This is a genomic window from Ruegeria sp. C6, from assembly GCF_056537625.1.
Genome location: NZ_JBQFRW010000001.1, coordinates 1,188,169 through 1,212,921, shown reverse-complemented (window position 1 = coordinate 1,212,921; position 24,753 = coordinate 1,188,169). Strand labels below are relative to the sequence as shown.

General features: G+C 57.2%; 25 protein-coding genes. 14 read left to right on the top strand and 11 right to left on the bottom strand.

The genetic code is table 11. The annotated features are described in order from the left end of the window. Positions 1-8: 8 nt before the first annotated feature. Complete coding sequence (gene lipA / locus ACR0MJ_RS06050) at positions 9-959, top strand: lipoyl synthase (RefSeq protein WP_480759878.1); 951 nt, start codon at positions 9-11, stop codon at positions 957-959. Continuing rightward, positions 956-2,101, top strand: coding sequence for an amidohydrolase (locus ACR0MJ_RS06045; RefSeq protein WP_170595785.1), 1,146 nt, complete (start codon positions 956-958; stop codon positions 2,099-2,101). The genes lipA and ACR0MJ_RS06045 overlap by 4 nt, the downstream gene beginning before the upstream one ends. A gap of 162 nt (positions 2,102-2,263) precedes the next feature. On the opposite strand, the gene hpt is transcribed toward ACR0MJ_RS06045, so the two are convergent. Further along, the gene (gene hpt, locus ACR0MJ_RS06040; protein WP_010439696.1) at positions 2,264-2,812 is read right to left on the bottom strand and encodes a hypoxanthine phosphoribosyltransferase; all 549 of its coding nucleotides are present in this window, start codon (positions 2,810-2,812) and stop codon (positions 2,264-2,266) included. Positions 2,813-2,884: 72 nt separating this feature from the next. Here hpt and ACR0MJ_RS06035 point away from each other — a divergent pair, with 72 nt between their 5' ends. Together ACR0MJ_RS06035 and ACR0MJ_RS06030 are read left to right on the top strand one after the other, a co-directional pair. Continuing rightward, complete coding sequence (locus tag ACR0MJ_RS06035; protein ID WP_170510230.1) at positions 2,885-3,328, top strand: type II toxin-antitoxin system RatA family toxin; 444 nt, start codon at positions 2,885-2,887, stop codon at positions 3,326-3,328. Between the two features lie 38 nt (positions 3,329-3,366). After that, positions 3,367-4,662, top strand: coding sequence for an MmgE/PrpD family protein (locus ACR0MJ_RS06030; RefSeq protein ID WP_480759874.1), 1,296 nt, complete (start codon positions 3,367-3,369; stop codon positions 4,660-4,662). Here ACR0MJ_RS06030 and pyrC read toward each other — a convergent pair. Beyond that, on the bottom strand, positions 4,659-5,696 hold the full coding sequence (gene pyrC, locus ACR0MJ_RS06025; protein WP_480759871.1) for a dihydroorotase: 1,038 nt from the start codon (positions 5,694-5,696) through the stop codon (positions 4,659-4,661). The two genes, ACR0MJ_RS06030 and pyrC, sit on opposite strands and share 4 nt — an antisense overlap. A 146-nt stretch (positions 5,697-5,842) precedes the next feature. Here pyrC and ACR0MJ_RS06020 point away from each other — a divergent pair, with 146 nt between their 5' ends. After that, positions 5,843-6,751, top strand: coding sequence for an AAA family ATPase (locus ACR0MJ_RS06020; protein ID WP_480759868.1), 909 nt, complete (start codon positions 5,843-5,845; stop codon positions 6,749-6,751). Between the two features lie 34 nt (positions 6,752-6,785). Next, complete coding sequence (locus ACR0MJ_RS06015) at positions 6,786-8,042, top strand: vWA domain-containing protein (RefSeq protein WP_480759865.1); 1,257 nt, start codon at positions 6,786-6,788, stop codon at positions 8,040-8,042. Between the two features lie 3 nt (positions 8,043-8,045). Here the strand turns inward: ACR0MJ_RS06015 and ACR0MJ_RS06010 are convergent, their stop codons facing one another. Further along, positions 8,046-8,546: a hypothetical protein gene (locus ACR0MJ_RS06010; RefSeq protein ID WP_480759861.1), complete on the bottom strand. Its 501-nt coding sequence runs from the start codon at positions 8,544-8,546 to the stop codon at positions 8,046-8,048. 206 nt (positions 8,547-8,752) lie between these two features. Here ACR0MJ_RS06010 and ACR0MJ_RS06005 point away from each other — a divergent pair, with 206 nt between their 5' ends. The 5 genes from ACR0MJ_RS06005 (at position 8,753) to ACR0MJ_RS05985 (ending at position 14,659) form a co-directional block, all read left to right on the top strand. Beyond that, entirely contained in the window at positions 8,753-9,721 is a 969-nt protein-coding gene (locus ACR0MJ_RS06005) for an XdhC family protein (protein WP_170421340.1), read from the top strand. Continuing rightward, positions 9,718-10,719 (top strand): molybdopterin-binding protein, encoded by a 1,002-nt coding sequence (locus ACR0MJ_RS06000; RefSeq protein ID WP_480759858.1) that lies wholly within the window; start codon positions 9,718-9,720, stop codon positions 10,717-10,719. The genes ACR0MJ_RS06005 and ACR0MJ_RS06000 overlap by 4 nt, the downstream gene beginning before the upstream one ends. Positions 10,720-10,874: 155 nt before the next feature. Then, complete coding sequence (locus ACR0MJ_RS05995) at positions 10,875-11,360, top strand: (2Fe-2S)-binding protein (protein ID WP_170393234.1); 486 nt, start codon at positions 10,875-10,877, stop codon at positions 11,358-11,360. A 51-nt stretch (positions 11,361-11,411) separates the two neighbouring features. Next, on the top strand, positions 11,412-13,772 hold the full coding sequence (locus tag ACR0MJ_RS05990) for a xanthine dehydrogenase family protein molybdopterin-binding subunit (RefSeq protein ID WP_480759855.1): 2,361 nt from the start codon (positions 11,412-11,414) through the stop codon (positions 13,770-13,772). Positions 13,773-13,867: 95 nt separating this feature from the next. Beyond that, entirely contained in the window at positions 13,868-14,659 is a 792-nt protein-coding gene (locus tag ACR0MJ_RS05985; protein WP_480759852.1) for an FAD binding domain-containing protein, read from the top strand. Between the two features lie 47 nt (positions 14,660-14,706). Here ACR0MJ_RS05985 and ACR0MJ_RS05980 read toward each other — a convergent pair whose 3' ends face one another. Further along, positions 14,707-15,606, bottom strand: coding sequence for a MurR/RpiR family transcriptional regulator (locus ACR0MJ_RS05980; protein WP_170405443.1), 900 nt, complete (start codon positions 15,604-15,606; stop codon positions 14,707-14,709). 88 nt (positions 15,607-15,694) lie between these two features. On the opposite strand from ACR0MJ_RS05980, the gene ACR0MJ_RS05975 reads away from it, so the two are divergent. Then, positions 15,695-16,468 carry a beta-keto acid cleavage family enzyme gene (locus ACR0MJ_RS05975; RefSeq protein ID WP_480759848.1) on the top strand — a complete coding sequence of 258 codons (774 nt, stop codon included), beginning with the start codon at positions 15,695-15,697 and terminating at the stop codon, positions 16,466-16,468. After that, a complete protein-coding gene (locus ACR0MJ_RS05970; RefSeq protein ID WP_170510190.1) occupies positions 16,465-17,781 on the top strand; it encodes an aspartate aminotransferase family protein in 1,317 nt (438 codons plus the stop codon). Before ACR0MJ_RS05975 ends, ACR0MJ_RS05970 begins: the two co-directional genes overlap by 4 nt. Before the next feature lie 75 nt (positions 17,782-17,856). On the opposite strand, the gene infC is transcribed toward ACR0MJ_RS05970, so the two are convergent. The 6 genes from infC to ACR0MJ_RS05940 all read right to left on the bottom strand — a co-directional run bounded on the left by infC (position 17,857) and on the right by ACR0MJ_RS05940 (position 22,702). Continuing rightward, entirely contained in the window at positions 17,857-18,318 is a 462-nt protein-coding gene (gene infC, locus ACR0MJ_RS05965; RefSeq protein WP_238528775.1) for a translation initiation factor IF-3, read from the bottom strand. 245 nt (positions 18,319-18,563) lie between these two features. Beyond that, on the bottom strand, positions 18,564-19,397 hold the full coding sequence (locus ACR0MJ_RS05960; protein ID WP_170510187.1) for a ferredoxin--NADP reductase: 834 nt from the start codon (positions 19,395-19,397) through the stop codon (positions 18,564-18,566). A 105-nt stretch (positions 19,398-19,502) separates the two neighbouring features. Then, on the bottom strand, positions 19,503-19,910 hold the full coding sequence (locus tag ACR0MJ_RS05955; protein ID WP_170393227.1) for a DUF934 domain-containing protein: 408 nt from the start codon (positions 19,908-19,910) through the stop codon (positions 19,503-19,505). Then, positions 19,907-20,668 (bottom strand): phosphoadenylyl-sulfate reductase, encoded by a 762-nt coding sequence (locus ACR0MJ_RS05950; protein ID WP_223118113.1) that lies wholly within the window; start codon positions 20,666-20,668, stop codon positions 19,907-19,909. Before ACR0MJ_RS05950 ends, ACR0MJ_RS05955 begins: the two co-directional genes overlap by 4 nt. Continuing rightward, entirely contained in the window at positions 20,658-22,322 is a 1,665-nt protein-coding gene (locus ACR0MJ_RS05945) for a nitrite/sulfite reductase (RefSeq protein ID WP_480759840.1), read from the bottom strand. The genes ACR0MJ_RS05950 and ACR0MJ_RS05945 overlap by 11 nt, the downstream gene beginning before the upstream one ends. Before the next feature lie 65 nt (positions 22,323-22,387). After that, on the bottom strand, positions 22,388-22,702 hold the full coding sequence (locus ACR0MJ_RS05940; protein WP_170393224.1) for a DUF2849 domain-containing protein: 315 nt from the start codon (positions 22,700-22,702) through the stop codon (positions 22,388-22,390). 245 nt (positions 22,703-22,947) lie between these two features. Between ACR0MJ_RS05940 and ACR0MJ_RS05935 the strand changes: the two genes are divergently transcribed. Continuing rightward, on the top strand, positions 22,948-23,421 hold the full coding sequence (locus ACR0MJ_RS05935) for an Lrp/AsnC family transcriptional regulator (protein ID WP_010439761.1): 474 nt from the start codon (positions 22,948-22,950) through the stop codon (positions 23,419-23,421). A gap of 106 nt (positions 23,422-23,527) precedes the next feature. Here ACR0MJ_RS05935 and ACR0MJ_RS05930 read toward each other — a convergent pair whose 3' ends face one another. Then, positions 23,528-24,709 carry a cytochrome P450 gene (locus ACR0MJ_RS05930; RefSeq protein ID WP_480760307.1) on the bottom strand — a complete coding sequence of 394 codons (1,182 nt, stop codon included), beginning with the start codon at positions 24,707-24,709 and terminating at the stop codon, positions 23,528-23,530. Positions 24,710-24,753 lie beyond the last annotated feature (44 nt).

The window sequence follows — 24,753 nt, the reverse complement described above, 5'->3', positions numbered from 1 at the left end:
AGCCAGCCGTGCGTGATCTGAAAATACCCGAGCAAAGACACCCCGAAAAGGCACATCGACCTGACAATGCGGCTCCGCGCAAACCGAACTGGATTCGGGTCAAAGCGCCGGGTGGCAAGGGCTATGCCGAGACGCATAGGATCATGCGTGACAACAATCTGGTCACCGTCTGCGAAGAAGCCGGATGCCCGAATGTAGGTGAGTGCTGGAGCCAGGGTCACGCGACCATGATGATCATGGGCGAGATTTGCACGCGCGGTTGTACCTTCTGCAACATTGCGACCGGTAAGCCGGATACTCTGGATGCATTTGAACCGGGTCGCGTGGCGCATGCGGTGCAGAAGCTGGGTTTGAACCATGTGGTCATCACATCCGTGGACCGGGATGACCTGCAGGATGGTGGGGCTGACCATTTCGCCCAAACCATACGCGCAGTACGCCACCGCTCGCCCAAGACTACGATCGAGATTCTGACGCCGGATTTCCTGAAATGCGATCCCTCGGTGCTTGAGATTGTGGTCGAGGCCAAGCCAGATGTGTTCAATCACAATCTTGAAACGGTGCCGGGCCTTTATCCTCAGGTGCGTCCCGGTGCGCGATATTTCCACTCATTGCGCTTGCTGCAGCGGGTCAAAGAGATGGACCCGTCCATTTTCACCAAATCCGGCATAATGGTCGGACTGGGCGAGGACGAGCAGCAAGTTCGTCAGGTCATGGATGACATGCGCGCGGCGGATATCGATTTTCTGACTATCGGCCAGTATCTGCAGCCAACACCCAAGCATCATGGCATTGACCGCTTTGTTACACCCGAAGAGTTTGCGGCCTATGAAAAAGCTGCGTTCGGAAAAGGTTTCCTTATGGTCTCGGCAACTCCTTTGACCCGGTCGTCTTACCATGCGGGCGATGATTTCGCCCGTTTGCGCGAAGCTCGACAAAAGAAGTTGAACCAGAGGTGAAACCCGAACTTCAATCCTGGCTTACCGAAAAGCGCCATGAACTGCATCAAGTGCCTGAGATATCGGGCGAGGAACGTGGAACCGCGACGAGTATCTCGAACTTGCTTCAGGCGTGTGATCCCGATGCGGTGCTGACAGGTATCGGTGGCCACGGTGTCGCGGCGGTTTATGATAGCGGACAGCCCGGACCTACCATCGGAATCCGGTGTGAATTGGACGGTTTACCGATCCAGGAAATCTCAAGTGCCCGATACGCGTCGCAACATCCCGGAAAGGGGCATCTTTGCGGGCATGATGGCCATATGGCGATGGTGCTTGGTGTTGCCTTTGTATTGGGGGACAAGCGTCCGACCAAGGGGCGGGTGGTTCTGATTTTTCAACCCGCCGAAGAAACCGGTCAAGGTGCGATTGCCTATCGTGCTGATCCCAAGTTTGCGGATATCGCTCCGGACTATGTGTTTTCTTTACACAATTTGCCGGGTTTGGAATTGGGCGGGGTTGAGCTTTGCTCGGGTCCGGCGAATTGCGCCTCGCGTGGGATGCGAATTGTTTTGACGGGCAAAACCTCGCACGCGGCGGCTCCTCAGGATGGAGTGTCGCCAGCCGGTGCGTTGGCAGAGCTTATGCCTGCTTTGGCCATTCTGGGGCAGGGTGGGGCGCTGGATGCAGAATATGCGCTAACAACGGTAACCCATGCTAGGCTGGGTGAGGCCACTTTTGGTATCGCACCCGGTCAGGCCGAACTGTGGGTGACCCTGCGCACGGTCTCGGACAGCCGGATGGCAAGCCTGATCCGCGACGCAGAACAGCTGGTGGCTACACGTGCTCAGGCACAGGGATTAGGTGTTGAAATCACCTATGACGATGTGTTTGAGGCTTGCACAAATTCGGGTGAAGCCGTGCAGATCCTGTCAGAGGCCTGCCAAAGCCGCGACATTCCTTGCAAGCTGGTTGCGACCCCACAAAGGTTTTCGGAAGATTTCGGGCAGTTCGGAAAAGGTGCAAAAAGCGCCATGTTCTGGCTAGGCGCGGGGCGGGATCATCCGCAGCTACACAACCCCGACTATGATTTCCCGGATGCTTTGATCCCGATCGGGACAGATATTTTTCTGGCTGCTATCGAACAAACGCTCAAGGCCTGAGTTTTCTGGGCTGGCTTTCTGCCCATTCGGGCCACCACCCCATATATTCAATTCCGGCAATCATCAGGCAGATAAGGATTGCGCCAAACACCAGTTTCACGCGCCGTTCCGACGGCGGGTTTCGCCCCCATTTTGACATGCGAACAAAGTGGCGCAGACTCATCAGTCCTGATCTTCCACAAATCGAACCTTGCCGATAAACGGCAGGTTGCGATTGCGCTGCGCATAGTCGATGCCATAACCCACGACAAATTCATCAGGGATTTCAAACCCGATCCAGTCCGAGCGGAAATCAACCTCGCGCCGGCTGGGTTTGTCGAGAAGGGCGATGGATTTCAACCGATGTGGCTTGCGGGTACGGAGCAGCTTGGAGACGTGGTTCAGGGTATGGCCGGTATCCACGATATCCTCGACCACCAAAACATCGCGCCCTTCAATAGCGCCGCGTAAGTCCTTAAGAATACGAACCTCTCGACTGCTTTCCATCGAGTCACCGTAGGACGATGCCTCCAGAAAATCGACCTCGATGGGCAGGTCCAGCTCGCGCACCAGATCAGCGATAAAGACGAAGCTGCCGCGCAGCAGGCCGACAACGACCAGCTTGTCGGTGCCGCCGAATTCAGCCGTTATTTCGCGGCAAAGCTCTTCGATCCGGGCAGCAATTGCCTTGGCCGAGATCATCTCATCTATCACATATGCGCGCTGGCTCATCGCTGCCCCCTTGATCTTTGGCGCGCAACATACGAAATCACGCGCCATTGTCACCAGTTAATCCCGGATATCATGCCAACCCATTCCGAGACCCGCCCGCTGCCTTACACCGCACAGCAGATGTATGATCTGGTCGCGGATGTGGCGAAATACCCTGAATTTTTGCCTTGGTGCGCTGCGGCCCGTATCCGTCGGACCTATGCCGCGGGCGATGGCAAGGTGATGGAAGCGGATCTGGTTATTTCATTCAAGGTGTTCCGCGAACGCTTTGGCAGTCGGGTCACGCTATTTGATGAGCTGAAACGGATCGATACCGAGTATCTGGACGGTCCGTTCAAATACATGCGCTCGGATTGGGAATTCGAGGATACAGTTGATGGCTGCAACGTCTCGTTTCACGTTGATTTCGAATTCAAGAACGCGGTTCTGCAAGGAATCATTGGCGTGGTTTTCAACGAAGCCATGCACCGTATCGTCCGAGCATTCGAACAACGTGCTGCCGTCCTATACGGCTGAGGCTTTACGCCTGAGCGGCGCGCGCTAGACTGCGCCACATGACCGATTTGACAACTGCCCTTGCCGAGTTTGCTGCTGGTTCTGTGTCGACCACGGCGCAGGCTCGTATCGTGACATCTCTATCCGCGTTGGACTGGCTTGCTGTGGGGCGGGCAGGCGCAGATGAGCCGGTTTCCCGCATCATACGTCAGATGGTTCTTTCCGAGAGCGGTGCCGCACAGTCGCGTTTGTTCGGAGGCGGTGATGCGCCGCTACGCGCAGCGGCGCTGGTGAATGGTACCATTTCTCATGCGCTTGATTATGACGACACGCATTTCGCTCATATCGGTCATCCTTCGGTTGCCGTGTTCCCAGCCGCTCTGGCGCTTACGGCATGGGAGGATCGTCCGTTGGTCGATCTGCTCGAAGCGGCACTTGTCGGGATGGAGCTTTCGATTCGCGTCGGCCTCTGGCTGGGCCGTGGTCACTATCAGGCCGGTTTCCACCAAACCGCCACGGCGGGTGCGTTTGGGGCAGCAGTTGCCGCAGGTCGGATTCTGGCGTTTGATGTCAAACAGATGCGGGATCTGCTGGGTCTGACCGCAACCCGCGCTTCAGGGCAAAAATCGCAGTTCGGAACCATGGGCAAACCCTATAACGCTGGGCTTGCGGCTTCGAATGGGGTCGAGGCCGCGCAGTTGATCCGCAACGGGTTTCAACCTGGAGCCGACGCTTTGGAAGGCCCGTTTGGATTTGGGGCGACCCATTTGGGGGCAGGCGACATAGCTGCCTCGCTTGATGGTTTGGGGGACGAGTGGCTGTTCGAAAGCGTCAGCCACAAGTTCCACGCCTGCTGCCACGGCCTGCACGCGGCGCTTGAGGCCGCGCGAGATCTCGATATTGCAGAACCTGAAGTGGCCGAGATCAAGATCAAAACCCACCCCCGCTGGATGAGCGTGTGCAATCAACTGCAGCCGACCAGTGGTTTGGGTGCGAAGTTTTCCTATCGTACGGTGATCGCGATGCAGGCGATGGGCTACGATACAGCTCTGCCGGGGAGCTATTCCGACAAGATTTGTGCTGATCCAAGACTGCAATCCTTAAGGGACCGGATCACGGTCGAGGCGGATGAGAGTCTATCCGAGACACAAGCCCATCTGTCCCTGTTACGCCGGGACGGCGCGCGCCGCGAGGCCAACCATGATCTGCTGGCACCGATGTCTTTATCGGATCGCGAAGATCGCGTCAGGGAGAAAGCGGCGAAGCTGATCGGGGGGGATGAGGCAGACGCCATATGGTCAATGCTACGCACCGGCGGGCGCGCAGCGGATTTGGCTGAAAGGCTAACTGATTAAGCGACGCGCCAATGCAGCGGAAAGCCCGGATCGAATACGGTCACGGGGCCTTCGCCGCATTCGATTTTGGCGGGATAGATAACCTCATGAACTTTGGTCAGCGTGATGGTCTCTTCGTTCACTGGCAGGCGATAGAAGGCCGGGCCGTTGAGTGACGTGAACGCCTCTAGCTTGTCCAACGCATCTGTGCGCTCGAACATTTCGGCCAGCAGTGACATCGTATTGGTTGCAGTGAAACAGCCGGCGCAGCCACAGGCCATTTCCTTGTTAGCATCCGTGTGCGGCGCGCTGTCTGTGCCAAGGAAGAAACGCGCGTCGCCCGAGGTCGCGGCGGTCAACAGCGCCAGCCGATGCTCTTCGCGTTTGGCGACCGGCAAGCAGTAGTAATGCGGCTTGATGCCGCCGACCAGAATGTGGTTGCGGTTGATGATCAGGTGATGCGTTGTAATCGTCGCACCCAGATCTTTCTCATTCGCCTTGACGTAATCCACGCCGTTTGACGTCGTGATGTGCTCCATCACCACGCGCAGTCCGGGTGTTGCTTTGCGAATCGGATCAAGAACGCGGTCGATGAACACCGCCTCGCGATCGAATATATCGATCTCGGCATCCGTGACTTCGCCGTGCACACATAGCGGCAGACCGATTTCGGCCATCTTCTCCAGCACCGGGCGTACCTTGTCGAAATCGCGAACGCCCGAAGACGAGTTGGTTGTTGCCCCAGCTGGGTACAATTTGACCGCCTTGATCAGACCGCTTGCATGTGCGGCGGCCACATCCGCCGGGTCCGTGTCTTCGGTCAGGTAGAGCGTCATCAGCGGCTCAAACGTCATATCCTCTGGCAGAGCAGCAAGGATGCGGTCCCGATAAGCTGCTGCGTCGTCACCTTTGACAACGGGCGGAACCAGATTCGGCATGACGATGGCACGGGCAAAATGGCGCGCGGTTTCAGGCAAGACGGCTTGCAGCATCGCGCCATCGCGCAGATGCAAATGCCAGTCATCGGGGCGGCGGATCGTCAGGGATTGGGTCATAGCCCCCGGCTAACACAGCCGCTTGGGTGGTGAAAGACCCTCTTGCCCTTGCCGATGAGACAGATCGCCGTAAGTCACTGACGGATGGTGGTCTTGACCTCTGGTTGTGGTCATGACCTGTTGGGGCGCAGGAAAAAGGGGAACTCATGACACAGCCAAACTCCATCGATGCCGTGCAAGAGCTTTTGGGCTCTGAGGGTTATGTCTGTGGCCGGGCTTTGGCGACGGTTGTGTTTCTTTCGCTGAAACTTAGTCGACCTCTATTTCTGGAAGGCGAGGCGGGCGTCGGCAAGACTGAGATCGCCAAGGCGCTGGCCGCAGGATTGGGGCGGCGCCTGATCAGGTTGCAGTGCTACGAAGGCCTTGATGCCTCTTCCGCTGTGTATGAGTGGAATTTCCCCGCCCAGATGGTGGCGATCCGAACCGCAGAAGCGTCGGGTGGGGCGGACCGAGGCGCGTTGCAGACCGAGCTGTTCTCGGATGATTATCTGATCGAACGCCCCTTGCTGCAGGCCATGCGTCCGGATGCCAATGGGGCACCTGTATTGCTAATTGACGAATTGGACCGGACCGACGAACCCTTTGAGGCTTTCTTGCTGGAGGCGCTCAGTGACTTTCAGGTCACGATCCCCGAGCTTGGTACTGTCAAAGCTCCAGAACCGCCCATTGTGATCGTCACCTCGAACCGCACGCGCGAAGTACACGACGCACTGAAACGCCGCTGCCTATATCATTGGGTTGATTACCCTGACTTTGCGCGCGAAATCGAAATCCTGCACGCACGGGCTCCCGAAGCGGCAGAAGCGCTGAGCCGTGAGGTGGTCGCCTTTGTTCAGCGCTTGCGCACTGAAGATTTGTTCAAGAAACCGGGGGTGGCCGAGACCATCGATTGGGCTAAGTGTCTGCTGGCGCTGGACGTTATCAACCTCAGTCCCGAAGTAATCGGCGATACGTTGGGTGCCATCCTGAAATACCAGGACGACATCCAAAAGTTGCAGGGGTCCGAGGCCAAACGCATTCTGGATCAGGCGAAAGCCGATCTCGAACCAGCCTGATGCTTCATATGCTCGAAAATACTTTGGGGGTTTGATGGCCGAACAACTCCCACTCGATATACCGGACAACCCCAAACTGGCCCAGAACATCACCCATTTTGCGCGCGCTTTGCGCAAGGCCGGACTGCCGATAGGAACTGGGCGCGTGATTGACGCGATCCGCGCGGTGCAGGCTGCGGGGTTCACCGAGAAAAGAGATTTCTACTGGACGCTGCATGCCTGTTTCGTGAACCGGCCGGAACATCGAACGGTTTTTGCGCAAGTCTTCCGCCTCTATTGGCGCGATCCGCGGTATCTAGAACATATGATGTCCATGATGCTGCCCGCCATTCGCGGTGTTCAGGAGGAGCGCAAAGCGGATGCGGCTGAAAAGCGCGCGGCTGAGGCGTTATTGGATGGCGTCGAACGCGACTTGCCAGAATCAACCGAGCAACAAGAGGAAAGCGAGATCGAGATCGACGCAACCCAAACCGCGTCATCTGAAGAACGCTTGCGCAACCTCGATTTCGAACAGATGAGTACATCCGAGATCGCGCAGGCCAAACGCATGCTGTCGCGCCTGAACTTACCGGTCAAACCCATCGAGTCTCGCCGAGGTCAGGCCAGTCACCTCGGTCACCGCATTGATCGCGCTCGGACACTTAGGTCAGCGATGCGGCAGGGTGGCGAACTACGCGATATCGCGCATTTGCAACCCAAACCTCGCTGGCCGAATTTGGTGGCGTTGTGCGATATCTCCGGGTCGATGAGCCAATACAGTCGGATCATTCTGCACTTTCTACACGCGGTTTCGAATGCCAAAGGCGCAGGTTGGGCCAAAGTGCACGCCTTCACGTTTGGCACACGCCTGACCAACATCACCCGCCATCTGCATCAACGTGATGTCGATGCAGCGCTGGCCGCTGCTGGGGCCGAGGCGCAGGACTGGGAAGGCGGAACCCGGATCGGAGAATGCCTGCATCAGTTCAATCGCGACTGGTCGCGGCGCGTCATGGGGCAGGGGGCGGTCGTGTTGTTGATCACCGACGGGTTAGAGCGGGGCGATCCCGAGATGCTGGAAAAGGAAATCGAGCGCCTACACCTGTCGTCGCGGCGTCTAATTTGGCTGAACCCATTGCTGCGCTGGGACGGGTTCGCACCGAAAGCTCAGGGTGTGGCGACAATGCTTCCACATGTCGACAGCTTCCGCGCCGGGCATTCGATTGCGTCGCTGGAAGATCTGGCCGCCGTGATTTCGCAACCAGATGATCAGGGGCAGAAAGCGCGGCTGATGTCCGCGCTTTCAGACTAGCTGTTACGAAAGCTGCTCTTCATTGCACTTCCGTGCCATCTCCATGGCTTTGTAAGTGCCAGTCAGGTCAACGGTGAAGGCGAACTCTTTCTCCGGGAAAACGACCATCACCTTCTTCTTGGCAAGATCATCTGCGAACTGAGGGTCGTCTGACAGAACATACCCGCCCGAATAGCCCTTGGTGATGTTCCCCTTCATACCGGTGGCTTCTCCGACATAAATATTGTCGCCGATAAGGATGGCAACAGCCTCTTTCTCGCCATTCTTGATGTTGGTCTCGGCTTTGGTGAAGACGCCCACATAGCCAACGCCGCGATCTTCGGTCAGGCCCATCTGTACGACATTTTCAGCGTCATCAACCGCTTCGATCAGGCAGGATTTCTTGTCCTGATCAATGAAAACCTTCCAGCCTTCGACCTCACCGTATTTCAGAAATGTGTCAGCCCAGCCGGTGCTGGCAGTCAACAGGCCGATCGCTGCTCCGAGTGTAAAAATGCGTTTCAACTGTTTGTCTCCGCTATGAAATATGTTGGGACGATCCCGAATAGGCCCCGGAATCGCATGCAGGCTAGAATGACGCCTTCCAACATTCAACAATTTGTGAATGTGAGTTCAAAATCGGCTTGTTAGCGCCACAAGATCGACCCGCTGAGCGCTTTTCATTGCTCCAAAGCTGACTATGTTGAACCCAAGCACGGCCGGAGGTCTAAATGGAACGATTCGATAGTAGCCCGGAAACCGCACTAAAATGGTATCGCGCCGGGAAGGGCGCGGCTTTGGCCACTGTGGTTGAGACCTGGGGCAGCGCGCCGCGCCGTGTAGGCGCGCAGTTGGTCATTGCGGGCGATGGTCGGATCGAAGGCTCGGTTTCTGGTGGTTGCGTCGAAGGTGCCGTGATCGTCGAAGCGCTGGAAGCCATAGAGGAAGGCGAGGCAAGGCTGCTAGAGTTCGGTGTAAGCGACGAGGATGCGTTTGCCGTCGGTCTGGCCTGCGGCGGTACGATCAGGGTTTTGGTTGAACCGGTCGGCAAGGTCCTGCCCGAACCAATGCTGGCCGAACTGGTCGCGGCACGGGCGCGGCGCGAACCCTTGGCCTATGAAGTCAATGTCGAGACGGGCCAGCGCGCGTTGCGCCGTAATGCCTATTCCGAACGCTTGCGTATGGACAGGTCCGGGTTCGAAGAGGATGGGCAAACCTTTGTCGCTGTCCACAACCCACCGCTACGGTTGATAGTGGTGGGAGCGGTGCACATCGCCCAAGCTCTGGTGCCGATGGCCCGGATCGCGGGCTATGACCCGGCGATTATAGATCCGCGCGAGGCCTTCGCATCGGACGCACGTTTTCCCGGAGAAACCATCCTGACGGATTGGCCGGATGAGGCTGTGTCAAAGCTGGGTCTCGACTCGCGCACGGCGCTTGTGTTGCTGACCCACGACCCCAAACTTGATGACCCCGCGCTTCAGGCCGGTTTGGCGGCTGATGTGTTCTACATCGGCGCACTCGGATCTAAGCGCACACATGCCAAACGCGTGGAGCGGATGAAGCAGGCCGGGTTCAACGATGACCAGATTTCACTGATTCACGGACCTGTTGGGCTTGATATCGGGGCGGCTGGACCGTCTGAGATAGCCGTTGCGATCCTGGCGCAGATGACGGCGGTCCTGCGAGGCAGAGCGTGAAGTTTGGTCCGGTACCCGTTTCCGACGCCAACGGTGCGATATTGGCCCATTCCGTCAAAGCGGGAAACCGCAAGCTTAGGAAAGGTATAACGCTTTCGTCCGAGCACATAGCCGAGTTGCACCAAGCCGGTCTGACCGAGGTCACAGTCGCCAGACTGGAGCAAGGTGATTGCCATGAGGACGAAGCCGCAGCGCTGCTGGCAGAAGCGCTTGCACCAAGTCCCACACAGGCAAATCTGCGTGTCACCGAAGCCTTTACAGGCCGGGTCAACCTTTTAGCAAATGGACCAGGCGTCGCGGTGCTGGATACCGATGCCTTGCAAAAGTTCAATCAGGTCAATCCGATGATCACGGTTGCGACGGTGCCGCAATACCAGCAGATGGCGGCTGGCGGTATGGTCGCGACGATCAAGGTGATTTCTTATGCCGTACCTCGATCCGACGTTGAGTGTGCGGCCCGTCATGCGCAGGACGCTATTCGATTATCGGTGCCCAAATACGAAAATGCGGGTCTCATCGTTACCGACATTGCTGGCGGGCCATCTAACGAAAAAGGTATCGCTGCTATTCGTAGCCGGGTTGAGGCTTTGGGTATGAATCTGTCAGATGTTCAGGTGGTGCCGCATCGGATGGGCGACTTAACAGCATCGATTTCGACCATTCGGGGTGAGATCGTCATGATCCTGACCGGATCGGCCACGTCGGATAAAGATGATGTGGCGCCTGCTTCTGTGCGGGCGGCGGGGGGTATCGTCGACCGGTTTGGAATGCCGGTCGATCCGGGGAACCTGTTGTTTTTGGGATCTTCCGGCGAGCGCCCCATCATCGGTTTGCCCGGATGCGCGCGCTCACCAGCATTGAACGGGGCGGATTGGGTCTTGTCCCGCGTTGCTTGCGGAATCGAAACGACGGGCGCGGACATCGCAGGGATGGGTGTCGGTGGGCTGCTAAAAGAAATCCCGACGCGGCCACAGCCCCGCGCTGCCAAGAGTAAATGACGCAACGGCAATTTTGCCCTGTTTGGTGGACGCATCACTGTTAGAAGGCTGATCAGCGAAACTGCGGAAAAATCAGGCAAATATTTTTGTTCTCAAACGAAATTTACCGTGTTTAACTCTGGCTTAGCAAATAAGCCAAAAAAGGGGAGGATCTTATGACCAAGGTCTCAATGACCGTGAACGGCGTTGCCGTCAGCGGTGATGTTGAAGGGCGGACTCTATTATCCGGATTTCTACGCGACCACCTGAATTTGACAGGCACACATATTGGCTGCGACACGGCTCAATGTGGCGCGTGCGTGGTGCACGTGAATGGTGAGGCGGTCAAATCCTGCAACATGCTGGCGCTGGAAGCAGACGGCGCGGATGTGGGCACGATCGAGGGGCAGGCGGCCGAAGATGGCACGCTGAACGTGATCCAACAGGCCTTTCAGGATCATCACGGGCTGCAATGTGGATTTTGCACTCCGGGCATGGTGATGAGCGCTGCAGCATTGCTCAAGGATAACCCGCGCCCGACCGAAGGCGAAATTCGCAAGTACCTTGAGGGTAACCTATGCCGGTGCACAGGCTACCACAACATCGTCAAGGCAATCATGGCCGCATCGGGTCAAGACGTTTCCAGCATCGCCGCCGAGTGAGGCGGTTAAGAATTTTCGACGAAAATTCTTTTCCACGGAGGAGAACAAGCAATGCCCAAAGACAGTGGCATCGGAGCCAGTTCCAAGCGGCGCGAGGACGTACGCTTTCTGACCGGAGCAGGCAATTACACCGACGACATCAACGTACATGGCCAGGCCTATGTGCATTTCCTACGGTCCGACATCGCGCATGGCCGGATCACCAACATTGACACATCTGCCGCCGAGGGTATGCCGGGGGTTGTGAAGGTGTTCACCGGCAAGGACTTTGAAGGCGTGGGCGGAATGCCCTGCGGCTGGGAAGTAACCGACCGCCATGGCGCCCCGATGCAGGAACCACCGCATCCCATTCTGGCGCAAGGCAAGGTCCGACATGTAGGCGATCCCATTGCTGCCGTTGTCGCAGACAGCCTTGAACTCGCCCGAGATGCAGCGGAAGCGATTGAAGTGGATATCGAAGAGCTCCCTGCCGTGCTGGATATGAAAGCCGCAGCGCAGGATGGCGCGACGCTTATCCATGAGGATCTGAAGAACAACATCTGCTATGACTGGCATCTGGGCGAAGAAGACAATGACAAGGTCAATGAGGTTTTTGCCAACGCGGCCCATGTCACCACTCTGGACCTGATCAATAACCGTCTGGTCGCAAACCCGATGGAGCCGCGCGTTGCGGTGGCCGAGTACAGCCGGGGTACGGATGAGTACACGCTCTACACCACTTCGCAGAACCCGCATGTGATCCGCTTGCTGATGTGCGCATTTGTTCTGGGCTTGCCTGAACACAAAGTGCGTGTTGTAGCGCCTGATGTTGGTGGTGGATTTGGCACGAAGATTTTCCACTACGCGGAAGAGGCGTTCTGTACATTCGCTGCCAAGGCCTGCAACCGTCCGGTCAAATGGACCGCCAGCCGGTCCGAGGCGTTTATGTCGGATGCGCAGGGCCGCGACCACGTCAGCACGATTGAGCTCGCGTTGGACGCGGACAATAACTTCACAGGCCTTCGCACTGACACCTACGCCAATCTGGGCGCGTATCTGTCGACCTTCTCAAGCTCGGTTCCGACTTGGCTGCATGGCACTCTGATGGCGGGCAACTACAAAACGCCGGTCATTCAGGTGAATGTGAAGGCAATGTTCACCAACACAGTGCCGGTGGACGCTTATCGCGGTGCGGGTCGGCCAGAGGCGACCTATCAGTTAGAGCGCGTCATCGACAAGGCAGCGCGTGAACTGGGTGTCGATCCGATCGCCCTGCGTCGCCAGAATTTCATCACCCAGTTCCCGTATGACACACCGGTGGCGCTGACCTACGACACCGGGGATTACAACGGGACGATGGATAAGCTTGAGGCTGCTGCTGATTTGGCTGGTTTTGCCGCGCGGCGGGCGGAAAGCGAGGCCAATGGCAAGCTGCGTGGTCTAGGCGTCAATTGCTATATCGAGGCCTGCGGCATCGCGCCCTCGAACATCGTCGGTATGCTGGGGGCCCGGGCGGGTCTTTATGATGCTGCCACGGTGCGGGTAAACGCCACCGGTTCCATCAGCGTCATGGTTGGTGCACATAGCCACGGGCAGGGGCATGAGACTGCTTTCCCGCAGGTAGTGGCGGACATGATCGGCATCGACGAGTCGATGGTCGAGATTGTGCATGGCGACACATCGAAGATCCCGTTCGGCATGGGCACTTATGGCTCACGCTCGCTGGCGGTCTGTGGTTCGGCCATGGTTAAGGCGACCGAAAAGGTGATCGACAAGGCCAAGAAAATCGCGGCCCACCTGCTCGAGGCGTCCGAGGCCGATATCGAGCTGAAGGACGGTCAGTTCAGCGTCGCGGGCACTGACAAGTCGGTGGCCTGGGGTGATGTGACTCTGACAGCCTATGTACCGCACAACTTCCCATTGGAGGTTGAGCCGGGGTTGGAGGAGACCGCATTTTATGACCCGGCCAACTTCACCTTCCCGGCGGGGGCATATGCCTGCGAGGTTGAGGTGGATCCCGAGACTGGACAGGTGACCATCGAAGCCTTCACCGCTGCGGATGACTTTGGCAACATCGTTAATCCGATGATTGTGGATGGTCAGGTACATGGCGGTATCGGTCAGGGTATCGGTCAGGCGTTGTTGGAAAACTGCGCCTATGACGAGAATGGCCAGTTGCTGAGCGCATCCTTCATGGATTACGCGATGCCACGCGCCGATGATCTGCCGTTCTATGCGGTCGACCATTCCAGCCAGACGCCGTGTACGCACAACCCGTTGGGTGTGAAGGGCTGCGGTGAAGCTGGTGCGATTGGCTCGCCGCCTGCGGTAGTCAACGCGGTTCTGGATGCACTGAACTCGGGTGGAAAGGCTGTTGATCACATTGACATGCCGATGAGCCCGTCGCGTGTTTGGACAGCAATGCATGGTTGAGAGGTTCGGGTGCGAGGGGCCAGCCCCTCGCGCTCCCCGAGATATTTATAGCCAGATGAAGGGCGGATCCGCGCTTTTCGGAAAGGAAGAACGAAATGTACAATTTCGAGTTTGAGAAACCCTCGACCATCGCTGACGCGGTTACTGCGTTGGGAGTTGAGGATGCACAGGCATTGGGGGGTGGGCAAACCCTGATCCCCACAATGAAGCAGCGGTTGGCCGCGCCATCCAAGCTGGTTTCGGTCAATGGAATCGCTGAAATGAAAGGGGTCTGCGTCGAGGATGATGGCTCGGTGGCGATAGGCGGTGCAACAACCCACGCAAATGTGGCCGCTGAAGCTGCTGGTAACTATCCGGCGCTGGCAGCGCTGGCCGGCCAGATCGGTGATCCTGCGGTGCGTAATCGTGGCACTATTGGCGGTTCGATTGCCAACAATGATCCAGCGGCCTGTTATCCGGCGGGAGTGCTGGGTTCAGGCGCGACCATTGTCACCAATAATCGCCAGATAGCGGCGGATGACTTCTTTCAGGGAATGTTTACGACAGCTCTGGAAGAGGGCGAGATTATCACTTCGGTGCGTTTCCCCGTGCCTCAGGCGGCGAGTTATCAGAAGTTTTTGCAGCCCGCGTCTCGGTTTGCGTTGGTCGGGGTATATCTTGCCCGGTTTGCCGATGGCGTTCGGGTTGCAGTAACCGGTGCAAGCGAGGACGGAGTTTTCCGCTGGGCGGAGGCTGAGGAGGCCCTGAACAAAGAGTTCCGCGCGGACGCTTTGATGGGGCTGCACATCAATCCGATGAACATGATTGGTGATCTGCACGGGAGCAAAAAGTATCGGGCGCATCTGGTCACTGTTATGACGAAACGGGCTGTCGAAGCTTGCAGTTGATCTGATTGTTAATCAGCTTTGAGAGCCTCGGTGAAAGCCGGGGCTCTTTATTCTTTCCGAACTCTTGGGAGCTTGGCGGGGCGCCAGTAGGCGCCGGTGTCTTCTCTGGCTGTCTGATAGCGTTCCACGCGGTCACGCGCGGCTGATCCCCCTGCGGCAAAGAGATGACCCAGCAGGCATTCAAGCACTGCCATCGCTCCGGAGAAGCTGGAAAAGTGATGTTGCGCGCGGGTACTTACAGGCAGCACGATGTCAGGGTCAACACCAGGGGCGATGACGTCGCTATCCGACAATAGCACGATGCGCATGCCGCGTTTACGCGCAAAACGCATGGATTGTATAGTGTCAGAGGAATAGGGGTGAACGGTAATAGCGAAAAGGCAGTCCGCCTCATCGGCCTCGAGCAAATCATCGATGGCTGATCCCATATGTCGCGGGATAAGTTGAAATCCTGGGTGTGCCATCCGACCCGCATAGTGGAGATAGTAGGCCAAAGCATAGCTGGCCCGGGTCGCGGTTAGGAAACAGCGATTAGCTGCAATCATGTACTCTGTGACCTGTTGCATCAAATCAGGATCGGCCAACCGCAAGGAGCGGGCTACGACGTTCAGTTCGTTTTGCGCAAACCCAGCTTGCGCGGCGCTGAATTGCCCCCCCGATTTCATGCGATCCAGCCAGCCCTGACCCAGCCGATCTTCTCGGTCTGTGACAAGGGTTTGGCGAAAGGGTCGTCTGAACGACTCAAAACTGTCGAATCCCATGCGTTGTGCCAACCGCACCAAAACGTTTGAACTGACACCGATCTTTTCGGCGGTAAGCCGAACCGGGTCGAGCCCGAAATCGCCAGGGTGGTCGATGATGTATTTCGCTGCGGCTTGCATTTGCTGAGGCAGGGTGTCGATTTCGTGCCGAAGCTGCTCGGTCAGTTGGGATGAGGTGTGTTGCATTTGGTAAGAAAAACAAATGTTATGAAGAATGCAAATTGAAAACGTTGGCAGGGTGTCTAATTCGGGATCGTGCAAAACAGGTGACGGAATGTCAGAGACTGGTTCGAGGATGGCGGGAAGGCCATACGTGTTGGTGGCTCCGAACGGGGCGCGGCGGGGGCATGGGGATCATCCTGCGCTGCCGATCACAACGGACGAAATCGTCAAAGCTGCGAAGACGTGCAATCGGGCAGGTGCGCAAGGCCTGCACCTGCATGTTCGTGATCAGACGGGTCAGCATTCGCTTGATGCGGGTTTGTATTGTGAAACCATTGCTGAACTGCGTGCTGCGGTCCCTGACATGGACATCCAGATTACGACAGAAGCTGCTGGCGTTTTCGGCGTTCAAGCGCAACTTGCTTGTTTGCAAAATGTGCGCCCGGACTGGGCTTCGATTTCGGTGCGCGAGATTGCACGGTCGCCCGAACTTGCGCCAAAGGTCTACGCACTATGCGCGGAACAAGGGACTCGTGTTCAGCATATCCTCTATGATGTCGCTGACGTCGAGTTACTGACCCATTGGCAGGCTGAAGGGGTGGTAAAATCGGATCAGGTCGACCGTCTGCTTGTCCTTGGTCGCTATGCCACGGCGCAGGAATCGAGTCCGAATGAACTGGATGTGTTTCCGCACAGCGCTGATCCATGGATGGTCTGTGCCTTTGGAGGGCAGGAGCATGCGTGCCTGCAAAAGGCCGCGCAGTTGGGTGGCGATGTGCGCGTGGGTTTTGAGAACAGCCTTGCCGGTCCGGATGGACAAACCTGGGCTGACAATGCCGCATCCGTCGCGGCGCTGATTGATCTTCTGAAAAGGACGTCGACATGAGTCACGTATTTCCACGCCATACAAAGTCGGAACTGCCTGAGGCCGCTGGTGGTGACGGCTGTTATCTCATCGACTCAACCGGCCGTCGCTATCTGGATTGTGGTGATGCTGCCGTTTCATGCCTCGGCCATTCCAACGCCGCTGTGGTCAAAGCGGTGCAGGATCAGGTGGCGCAGATTGCGTTTGCGCATACGGGCTTTATGACCTCGGCACCGGCCGAGGCACTGGCCGATCTGCTGATTAAACACTCCCCCGGCGAACTGGACCGGGTCTATTTTGTCTCGGGCGGGTCAGAGGCGACCGAGGCTGCTATCAAACTGGCGCGGCAGTATTATCTGGAAACCGGCCAGCCTGAACGCCGTCATGTCATAGCGCGCCGACAAAGCTATCACGGCAACACTTTGGGGGCACTTTCGGCGGGTGGCAATGAATGGCGGCGGGCGCAGTTTGCACCGATGCTGATCGAGATGACTCATATCGCTCCTTGCTATGAGTACGCCGAAAAGCCTGAGGATGAGAGCAGTTTTGAATATGGTCAGCGCGTTGCGAATGAGCTGGAGGCAGAAATCCTGCGCCTTGGGCCTGAAACGGTCATGGCTTTCATGGCGGAGCCGGTGGTTGGTGCGACGCTTGGGGCTGTTCCGGCAGTCGAGGGGTACTACAAGCGAATCCGTGAAATTTGCGATCAACACGGCGTTCTTCTGATCCTCGACGAAGTAATGTGCGGCATGGGGCGTACCGGGCATTTGTTTGCCTGTGATCATGACGATGTCACGCCGGATATTCTTTGTATCGCCAAAGGGTTGGGGGCTGGGTATCAGCCTATCGGAGCGATGCTGTGTTCGGGTCGAATCTATGATGCGATCCGGGATGGATCGGGCTTCTTCCAGCATGGCCACACCTATATCGGTCATCCGGTTGCGACTGCGGCTGCGCTTGCCGTTGTACAGGAACTTACTTCTCGTGAACTGCCAGCGCGGGCCGGCGTAATGGGGGGCAAATTGCAGAGCATGTTGGAAAACAAGTTTGGCCAACACCCGAATGTCGGGGACATACGGGGCCGCGGCTTATTCCGAGGAATTGAGTTGGTCGAGGATCGGGATACGAAAACTCCGTTTGATCCGTCGCGCGGCCTAGCGGCCAAGATCAAGAAGGCCGCCATGGCCGAGGGATTGATCTGTTACCCGATGTCGGGAACGCGTGATGGACGCAACGGAGATCATATCCTCCTAGCACCGCCCTTTGTCATTGAAGATGACCAACTGGTCGAGCTTGTAGACAAGCTGGATCGGGCGATATCCTCGGTGATCTGATTTAGGCGAGAAGCCAGAAAACAAAGAAGCCCCTCCGATTTCGGAGGGGCTTTTGTCATTCTACAAAAAGAAAACCTACTTCTGTGGCAGCGGGCCAATCATCATGATCATCTGACGGCCTTCCATCTTGGGCATGTTCTCGATCTTGCCCAGATCCTTGACGTCTTCGGCCACACGTTCCAGCAGCTCACGCCCCAGGTTCTGGTGCGCCATCTCGCGGCCCCGGAAACGCAGGGTGACTTTGACCTTGTCGCCGTTCTCAAGAAACTTGAACACGTTGCGCATCTTGACGTCATAGTCATGCGTGTCGGTGTTGGGCCGGAACTTGACCTCTTTCACCTCAATGATCTTTTGCTTCTTGCGGGCTTCGCTTTCGCGTTTCTGCTGTTCGTACTTGAACTTGCCGAAATCCATGATTTTGCAGACCGGCGGGTTCGCGTTGGGCGAAATCTCAACCAGATCGAGGCCGACATCGGCGGCCATCTGCATGGCCTTTGCGGGATGAACCACCCCGACATTTTCACCTTCGGCGCCAATCAGGCGAATTTCGGGAGCACGGATCTTGTCATTGACGCGCGGGCCGGTATCTCGCTGTGGCGGCGCGTTGTGAGGTCTGCGGGCTATGGGTTCATTCCTTTGATGATTGCAGAATTTCGAGCCCGGAATTTAGACCGGGCTGAGAGGTGTTTCAAGCGGCATAAATTGCAAGCCGCATGAATTTTCCATGAATTTCGTGAGTTTTTGCCGGTTTAGGGTGTCGATAACTCCACCGGCAAACCCCATTAGCCCACAAATGCCTTTTCAATCACGAATTCCTTGGGTTCGGAATTTGCACCTTCTCGCAAGCCGAACTCTTCCAGAATTGCTTTGATGTCATGGTTGAAGGCAAGGCTGCCACAAACCATCGCGCGATCAGTATCTGGCTTGATACCACCTTCGATGCCCAGATCGGCAAATACGGTGCCGTCTTTTAACAGCTCGGTTATACGGCCCATCTTTGGGCTCTCTTCCCGCGTGGTGGTGGGATAATAGCGGATCTTGTCGGCGAAACCGTCACCAATCAGTTCGGCCAGCAACTCGTCCTGTTTGACGCCCTCGATCAACTCGCGACCGTAATCCAGTTCAGCTACGTCGCGGCAGGTATGGGTGATGATAACCTCGTCATAATCCTCATAGGTCTGCGGTTCACGGAGCAGCGACGCGAAGGGCGCAAAGCCTGTGCCGGTGGCGAAGAACCAGATGCGCTTGCCGGGCAGCAATGCGTCATGCACCAGCGTGCCGACGGGTTTGGGCCGAAGAATGATCTGATCACCAGGCTGGATGTGCTGCAGTTTTGAGGTCAGCGGGCCATCCTGCACTTTGATCGAGTAGAATTCCAGTTCCTCATCCCATGAAGGCGAGGCGATGGAATATGCGCGCAACAGCGGTTTGCCATTATCGCCCAGTAGGCCGATCATAACGAACTCACCCGAGCGAAAGCGCAAGGAAGCCGGGCGCGACACCTTGAAAGAGAACAGGCGGTCGGTCCAGTGCTTGACCTCGGTCACGGTCTGGGCATCGGGCAGGACAGGGGCCTTAACGGCGGTTGCTTCACTCACGGGTTTCATCTCTGTCATCGTTTCACTACCGGTCTGCTAAACCGACATCTCCGTTTAATCTTTGATCCAAGTCAGGAAAAGGGGCAGATTGCCCCTTTCGTATCACAGGTTGGCGATGGCGGGTCAGCCGCGCAGGCGGGCCTGGTAGTTGTTGTCCTGCCAATTGGCCCGGGCCAGCCACTGATCTTCGGGCTGCCGGTTCGCCAAGGTGTCATCAATTTCGACTTCGTCAAAGCCGCTACGACGCGCCATGGCGTATTGGTCTGCAAGAACATGGCCTTTTGCCCGCAGGCGACCTGTATAACCTTTCAGACGCAGAACGCGCGCGATCGTAAAGCCGCGCCCATCCGCTGAGGATGGAAAGTCCACGCGCACCATTTGGGCGCTGCCCAGCCGATCAAACAGTTCATCGGGGTCAGTGTCCGAGGCGATATCCAGCGCAACCACGTCATTCGCTGCATCGTCCAGCGTGACATAGCCATCGGTCCAATCATCGGGGGCAAAGCCCTCGTCGTTTACGATTACGTTCATGTTTTCTCTCCGATGCGCACCATTTTTCCATCAACGAAATGGATGCCGCATTCTTCCTTGTTCTGATCGCGCCAGCGCCCGGCGCGGGGGTCTTCGCCTTCTTTGACCGGCGAGGTGCAGGGCGCACAGCCGATCGAGGGGTATCCTTTGGCCACCAGCGGATGCCGGGGCAGGTTGTTTTCGTCCATATAGGCGCGCACATCCTCGGGTGCCCAATGGGCCAGCGGGTTGACCTTGATCCGGCCGGTTCCGTCCTCGACCTCGAAAAAGTCCAGCGCGGCACGGGTGCCGGACTGAAACCGTTTGCGCCCGGTGATCCAGCCACAATACCCGGTCAGAGCTTTCTGCAGCGGGAAGGTCTTGCGCAGGTTGCAGCAGGCATCGGTGTCACGCAGACGCAACGCGCCATAAGGATCGTCGCGCTGAACATCTTCATCCTCGGCGCGGATGATCTGCACATTGCGCAGGCCCAGACGCTCGCTGACCTCCTGCTGGTATTCCAGCGTTTCGGCAAACAGCATCTGGGTGTCCACGAACAGCACTGGGGTCATCTTGTCGACCACTGCAGCCATATGCAGCAACACCACCGATTCTGCGCCAAAGCTGGAGACCAGAGCAAGCTCATCGATCTCGTCCAATGCGCCATGCATCACATCATGGGCACTGTGGTGGCGGAAGCGGGCGTTCAGCGCCTCGACCTTTTCGGTCAGTTCGGCGCGGTCAGCCCCCAGTTCCGTTTGGATCAGGTCAAGCGGCATTGGCCTGTGCCTCGGGGTAAAGCGCCGCTTTGAACGGTGCCATGCCAACGCGGCGATAGGTCTGCAAGAAGGTCTCTTCCGCGCTGTCGCGCTGCTCCAGATACGTGTCGACGATGCGCTCGACCGCCGGAACGATCTCGTCATAGGCGAAGCCCGGGCCAGTACGATCACCGATGGCTGCGGATTCAGTACCGTCACCACCCAGAGTGATCTGGTAGTTTTCGACGCCAGCGCGGTCCAGGCCAAGAATGCCGATGTGACCCACATGGTGGTGACCACAGGCGTTGATGCAGCCCGAGATCTTGATCTTCAGGTAGCCGATATCATGCTCCAGTTTCAGGTCTTCGAACCGGGTCGCGATTTCCTGCGCCACGGGAATCGAACGTGCCGTCGCCAGTGCGCAGTAATCCATACCGGGACAGGCGATAATGTCGCTGATCAAGCCGATATTTGCGGTGGCCAGCTCGTGTTCTTTCAGCGTTGCGTGGATCGCGGGCAGGTCGGATTTGTGGACATGCGGCAGGATTACGTTCTGCTCGTGGCTGATACGCAGTTCGTCATAGGCAAACTCTTCGGCCAGATCAGCCATTACGCGCATCTGCTCGGCAGTCGCATCGCCCGGCGTCTGGCCGTGCTTCTTGATCGAGATCGTGACGATCGCGTGGTCCGCGTTCTTGTGCGGCGCGATGTTGGTGTCGACCCACGAACGGAAGACCGGATCGTTGGTGTAGGCACTCTCGAACGAGGCAACCGAACCATCACGGAAGGCCGGAGGCGCAAAGTGGCCTTTGATTTCTTCCAGCAGGTTCATATCCGCGCCTTTGAATTGCGGGCGAACCTTCAAAAAGCGTTCGTTCACTTTGGCACGGATGGCGTCGATGCCGTGCTCATGCACGGTGATCTTGATACGTGCCTTGTATTTGTTGTCGCGACGGCCGATCTGGTTCCACACGGAAACGGTGGCCTCAAGATAGGCCAGCAGGTCGTCAAAGGCGACGAATTCCGATAGCTCTTTGCCGATCATGGGCGTACGGCCCAGACCACCGCCAACGATGACGCGGGCACCCAGAACGCCATCACGCTCAACCAATTGCAGACCGATGTCATGCGCCTTGATCACGGCGCGGTCATTCTCGCTGCCGGTGATGGCGATCTTGAATTTGCGGGGCATGAACTGGAATTCAGGGTGGTCGGTTGACCACTGGCGCAGCAGTTCGGCATAGGGGCGCGGATCAGCGACCTCATCCGCGGCGGCACCGGCGAAATGATCGGCGGTCACGTTGCGGATGGTGTTACCCGAGGTCTGGATGGCGTGCATGCCAACCTCGGCCAGTGCGTCCAGCATATCCGGCACGTCGTTCAGCTTCGGCCAGTTGTACTGAATGTTCTGACGGGTGGTAAAATGGCCGTAACCTTTGTCCCATTTCTCGGCCAGCAAAGCGAGCTGACGCATCTGAGCACTGGACAGCGTGCCATATGGAATAGCGACCCGCAGCATATAAGCGTGCAATTGCAGATACAGACCATTCATCAGGCGCAGTGGCTTGAATTCGTCTTCAGTCAGCGAACCGTCAATGCGACGCTCAACCTGCGCACGGAACTGCGCGTTGCGTTCTGCCAAAAATGCTGTGTCGAACTCGGAGTAGCGATACATGTTTAGCTGTCCTTAGTTGCAGCCCCGGACCCGGGGCCTTGAAGGGGAGAGAGAATGGCCTGAGATCAGGCCCGAGGCTGCGGGGAGGTTTCCTGTTTGCCGTGGGCATAGTTGGACGGACCAGTCCGGCGGAAATCCTCCCGAAAGTGGGTGGGTTCGGGGCCGTTTTCTCCGGCCACCGCGTCGGCAAGATAGGCGCCGACGATCTTGTTGGCCTGACGCGCGGCATCCAGCAGACGAACCTGCGCGTGAGCTTCGTCCGTGATCAGTTCGGCATCGGACAACTCGCGCGACCACCGGTCATCTTCGGTCTGGTAAATCACATCACCTTCCAACAAGTCGTTGGCGGTGACGACTTTGGGGGTAAAAGCGCGGGCCATCAGGCAAGCTCCTTATTGAAAACCGAGACTACGTGCGGGTATTGCGCAACTCGGGCGACGCCGGGTTTGTGAATGCGCATATTTGTTTGTTTGACCTGCATCGGATCATCTCGTGACTGAATTGACTTGTGTGCCAATATAGGAAATATTCCCGCCAAATCGCCATATGCGCGAAGAAATAAGAACAAATGTTCTATATGCGGTGAGTGAAAGCAGGTTTGTTCTGAATTGGAAGGGAAATTGGAATGTCGGTGCGAATAGACGACACGGATCGGAAAATTCTAGCCGAGCTGCAACGGGATGCCAGCCAGTCGCTTGACGAAATCGCAGCCCGTGTAGGGAGCTCCAAGACGCCGGTTTGGAATCGCATTCGCAAGCTGAAGGGGGCAGGGGTCATTGGCCAGCAGACCGTATTGCTGGATGCCGAAGCGTTGGGCTTTGAGGCCACATTCTTTGTGCTGATCCGTACGTCGGAACATGAAGCAGAGTGGCAGCAGAAGTTCCTGAAAGCGTTGCGCGATCGTCCAGAGGTTCAGGAAGCGCACCGTTTGGCTGGAGACATCGATTACATTCTGAAAGTGCGCGTCAAGAACGCGCGTGCGTACGATGCGTTTTATCAGGCGTTGATTTCAGAGGTACGGGTGCACAACGTCACAGCCTTGCTTTCGATGGAAGAGATCAAATCGACCACAATGCTGCCATTGAAGTCTGTCGGATAGTTTGAAGCGTGAATGGGGGCGCCGCCCCCGCCGCCCGAAGGCGACTCCCCCAAGATATTTATGGCCAGATGAAGAACGGATCCGGGTTTCTTGACAGGATATTAAGTCAGACCGTTACCATGAGTTTGGTCAGCCCGTGGAAATGGTAGCTGTCCGAATATTGCGGCTCTGCCGTCAGCTTTAGCTTTGGGCATTGCTGGAACAGCATGGGCAGGGCGATCCGCATCTCAAGCCGGGCCAGCGGAGCGCCTACACAGAAGTGAAGGCCACCACCAAAGCTAGTATTGGCGCTTACATCTCGCATCGGGTCGAATGTATCGGGTTGGGACCAAGCAGCAGGGTCGCGATTGGCTGCGCCCAGAAGCAAGGCAACTTCGTCACCACGCGCAAAGCGGTGACCGAAGAGTTCAATGTCTTCATAGGCATAGCGTCTGAACATGTGCAGTGGTGGATCGAAACGCAGGATTTCCTCGACTGCGCCGTCGATGGTGCCGGGCGTCAGGACATACTGCTGTGTACCCGTCGTCAGCATAGTCTTCACGCCATTGCCGATGGCGTGCACGGTGGCTTCGTGACCGGCGTTCAGCAACAAAATGCAGGTCGTGATCAGTTCGTCGCGCGAGAGTTTTTCACCATCTTCCTCTGCCGCGATCAACCGGGTGATCAGATCGTCACGCGGGTCAGTGCGGCGTTTTTCGATGTATTCTTCGAGATAGGTGGTAAAGGCTTGTGTGGCACGGACGGCTTCGTCTTCGGTCTGGCGCGTCCGGTTTGCCTGATACATGGCCACCATGGCGTGCGACCACTGCAACAGTTGCGGTGCCATGTCTTCCGGCACACCAAGCAGACGGCAGATCGTGATCACGGGGACCTGGGTGCAATAGGCCTCCAGCAGATCGAAGGGGCCAGCGGGGAACTGCTTGATCAAATCGTGGCACAACTGTTCAGTGGACCCCTCAAGCGCCGTGATCGCGCGTGAGGTAAAAGCCCTCAGAACCAGAGAACGCAATCGAGTATGACGCGGGGGTTCAAGCTCTAACATCGAATGGGATTCGACTTCTAGCCAGGGTGCAAGATGCTCTGGGCCGGGTTTTGCAAGTTCCGCCGGGATTTCACGCCCGAAGCGCCGATCGCGCAGCAGAATTTGCACCGCTTTGTGCGAGACAGCCGCGACAAGGCCGTAGTCTTTCCAGTAGAACAGATCGCCCGACTGACGTGCGCTGTCATAAAAGGGGTATGGGTTTTGCACGAATGCCGGGTCGGTCGGGGATTGGGTCAGCGTCTTCATGCGGTGCAGACTTGCCATGGCGGCTGCTGAATGCAAGACCCTAG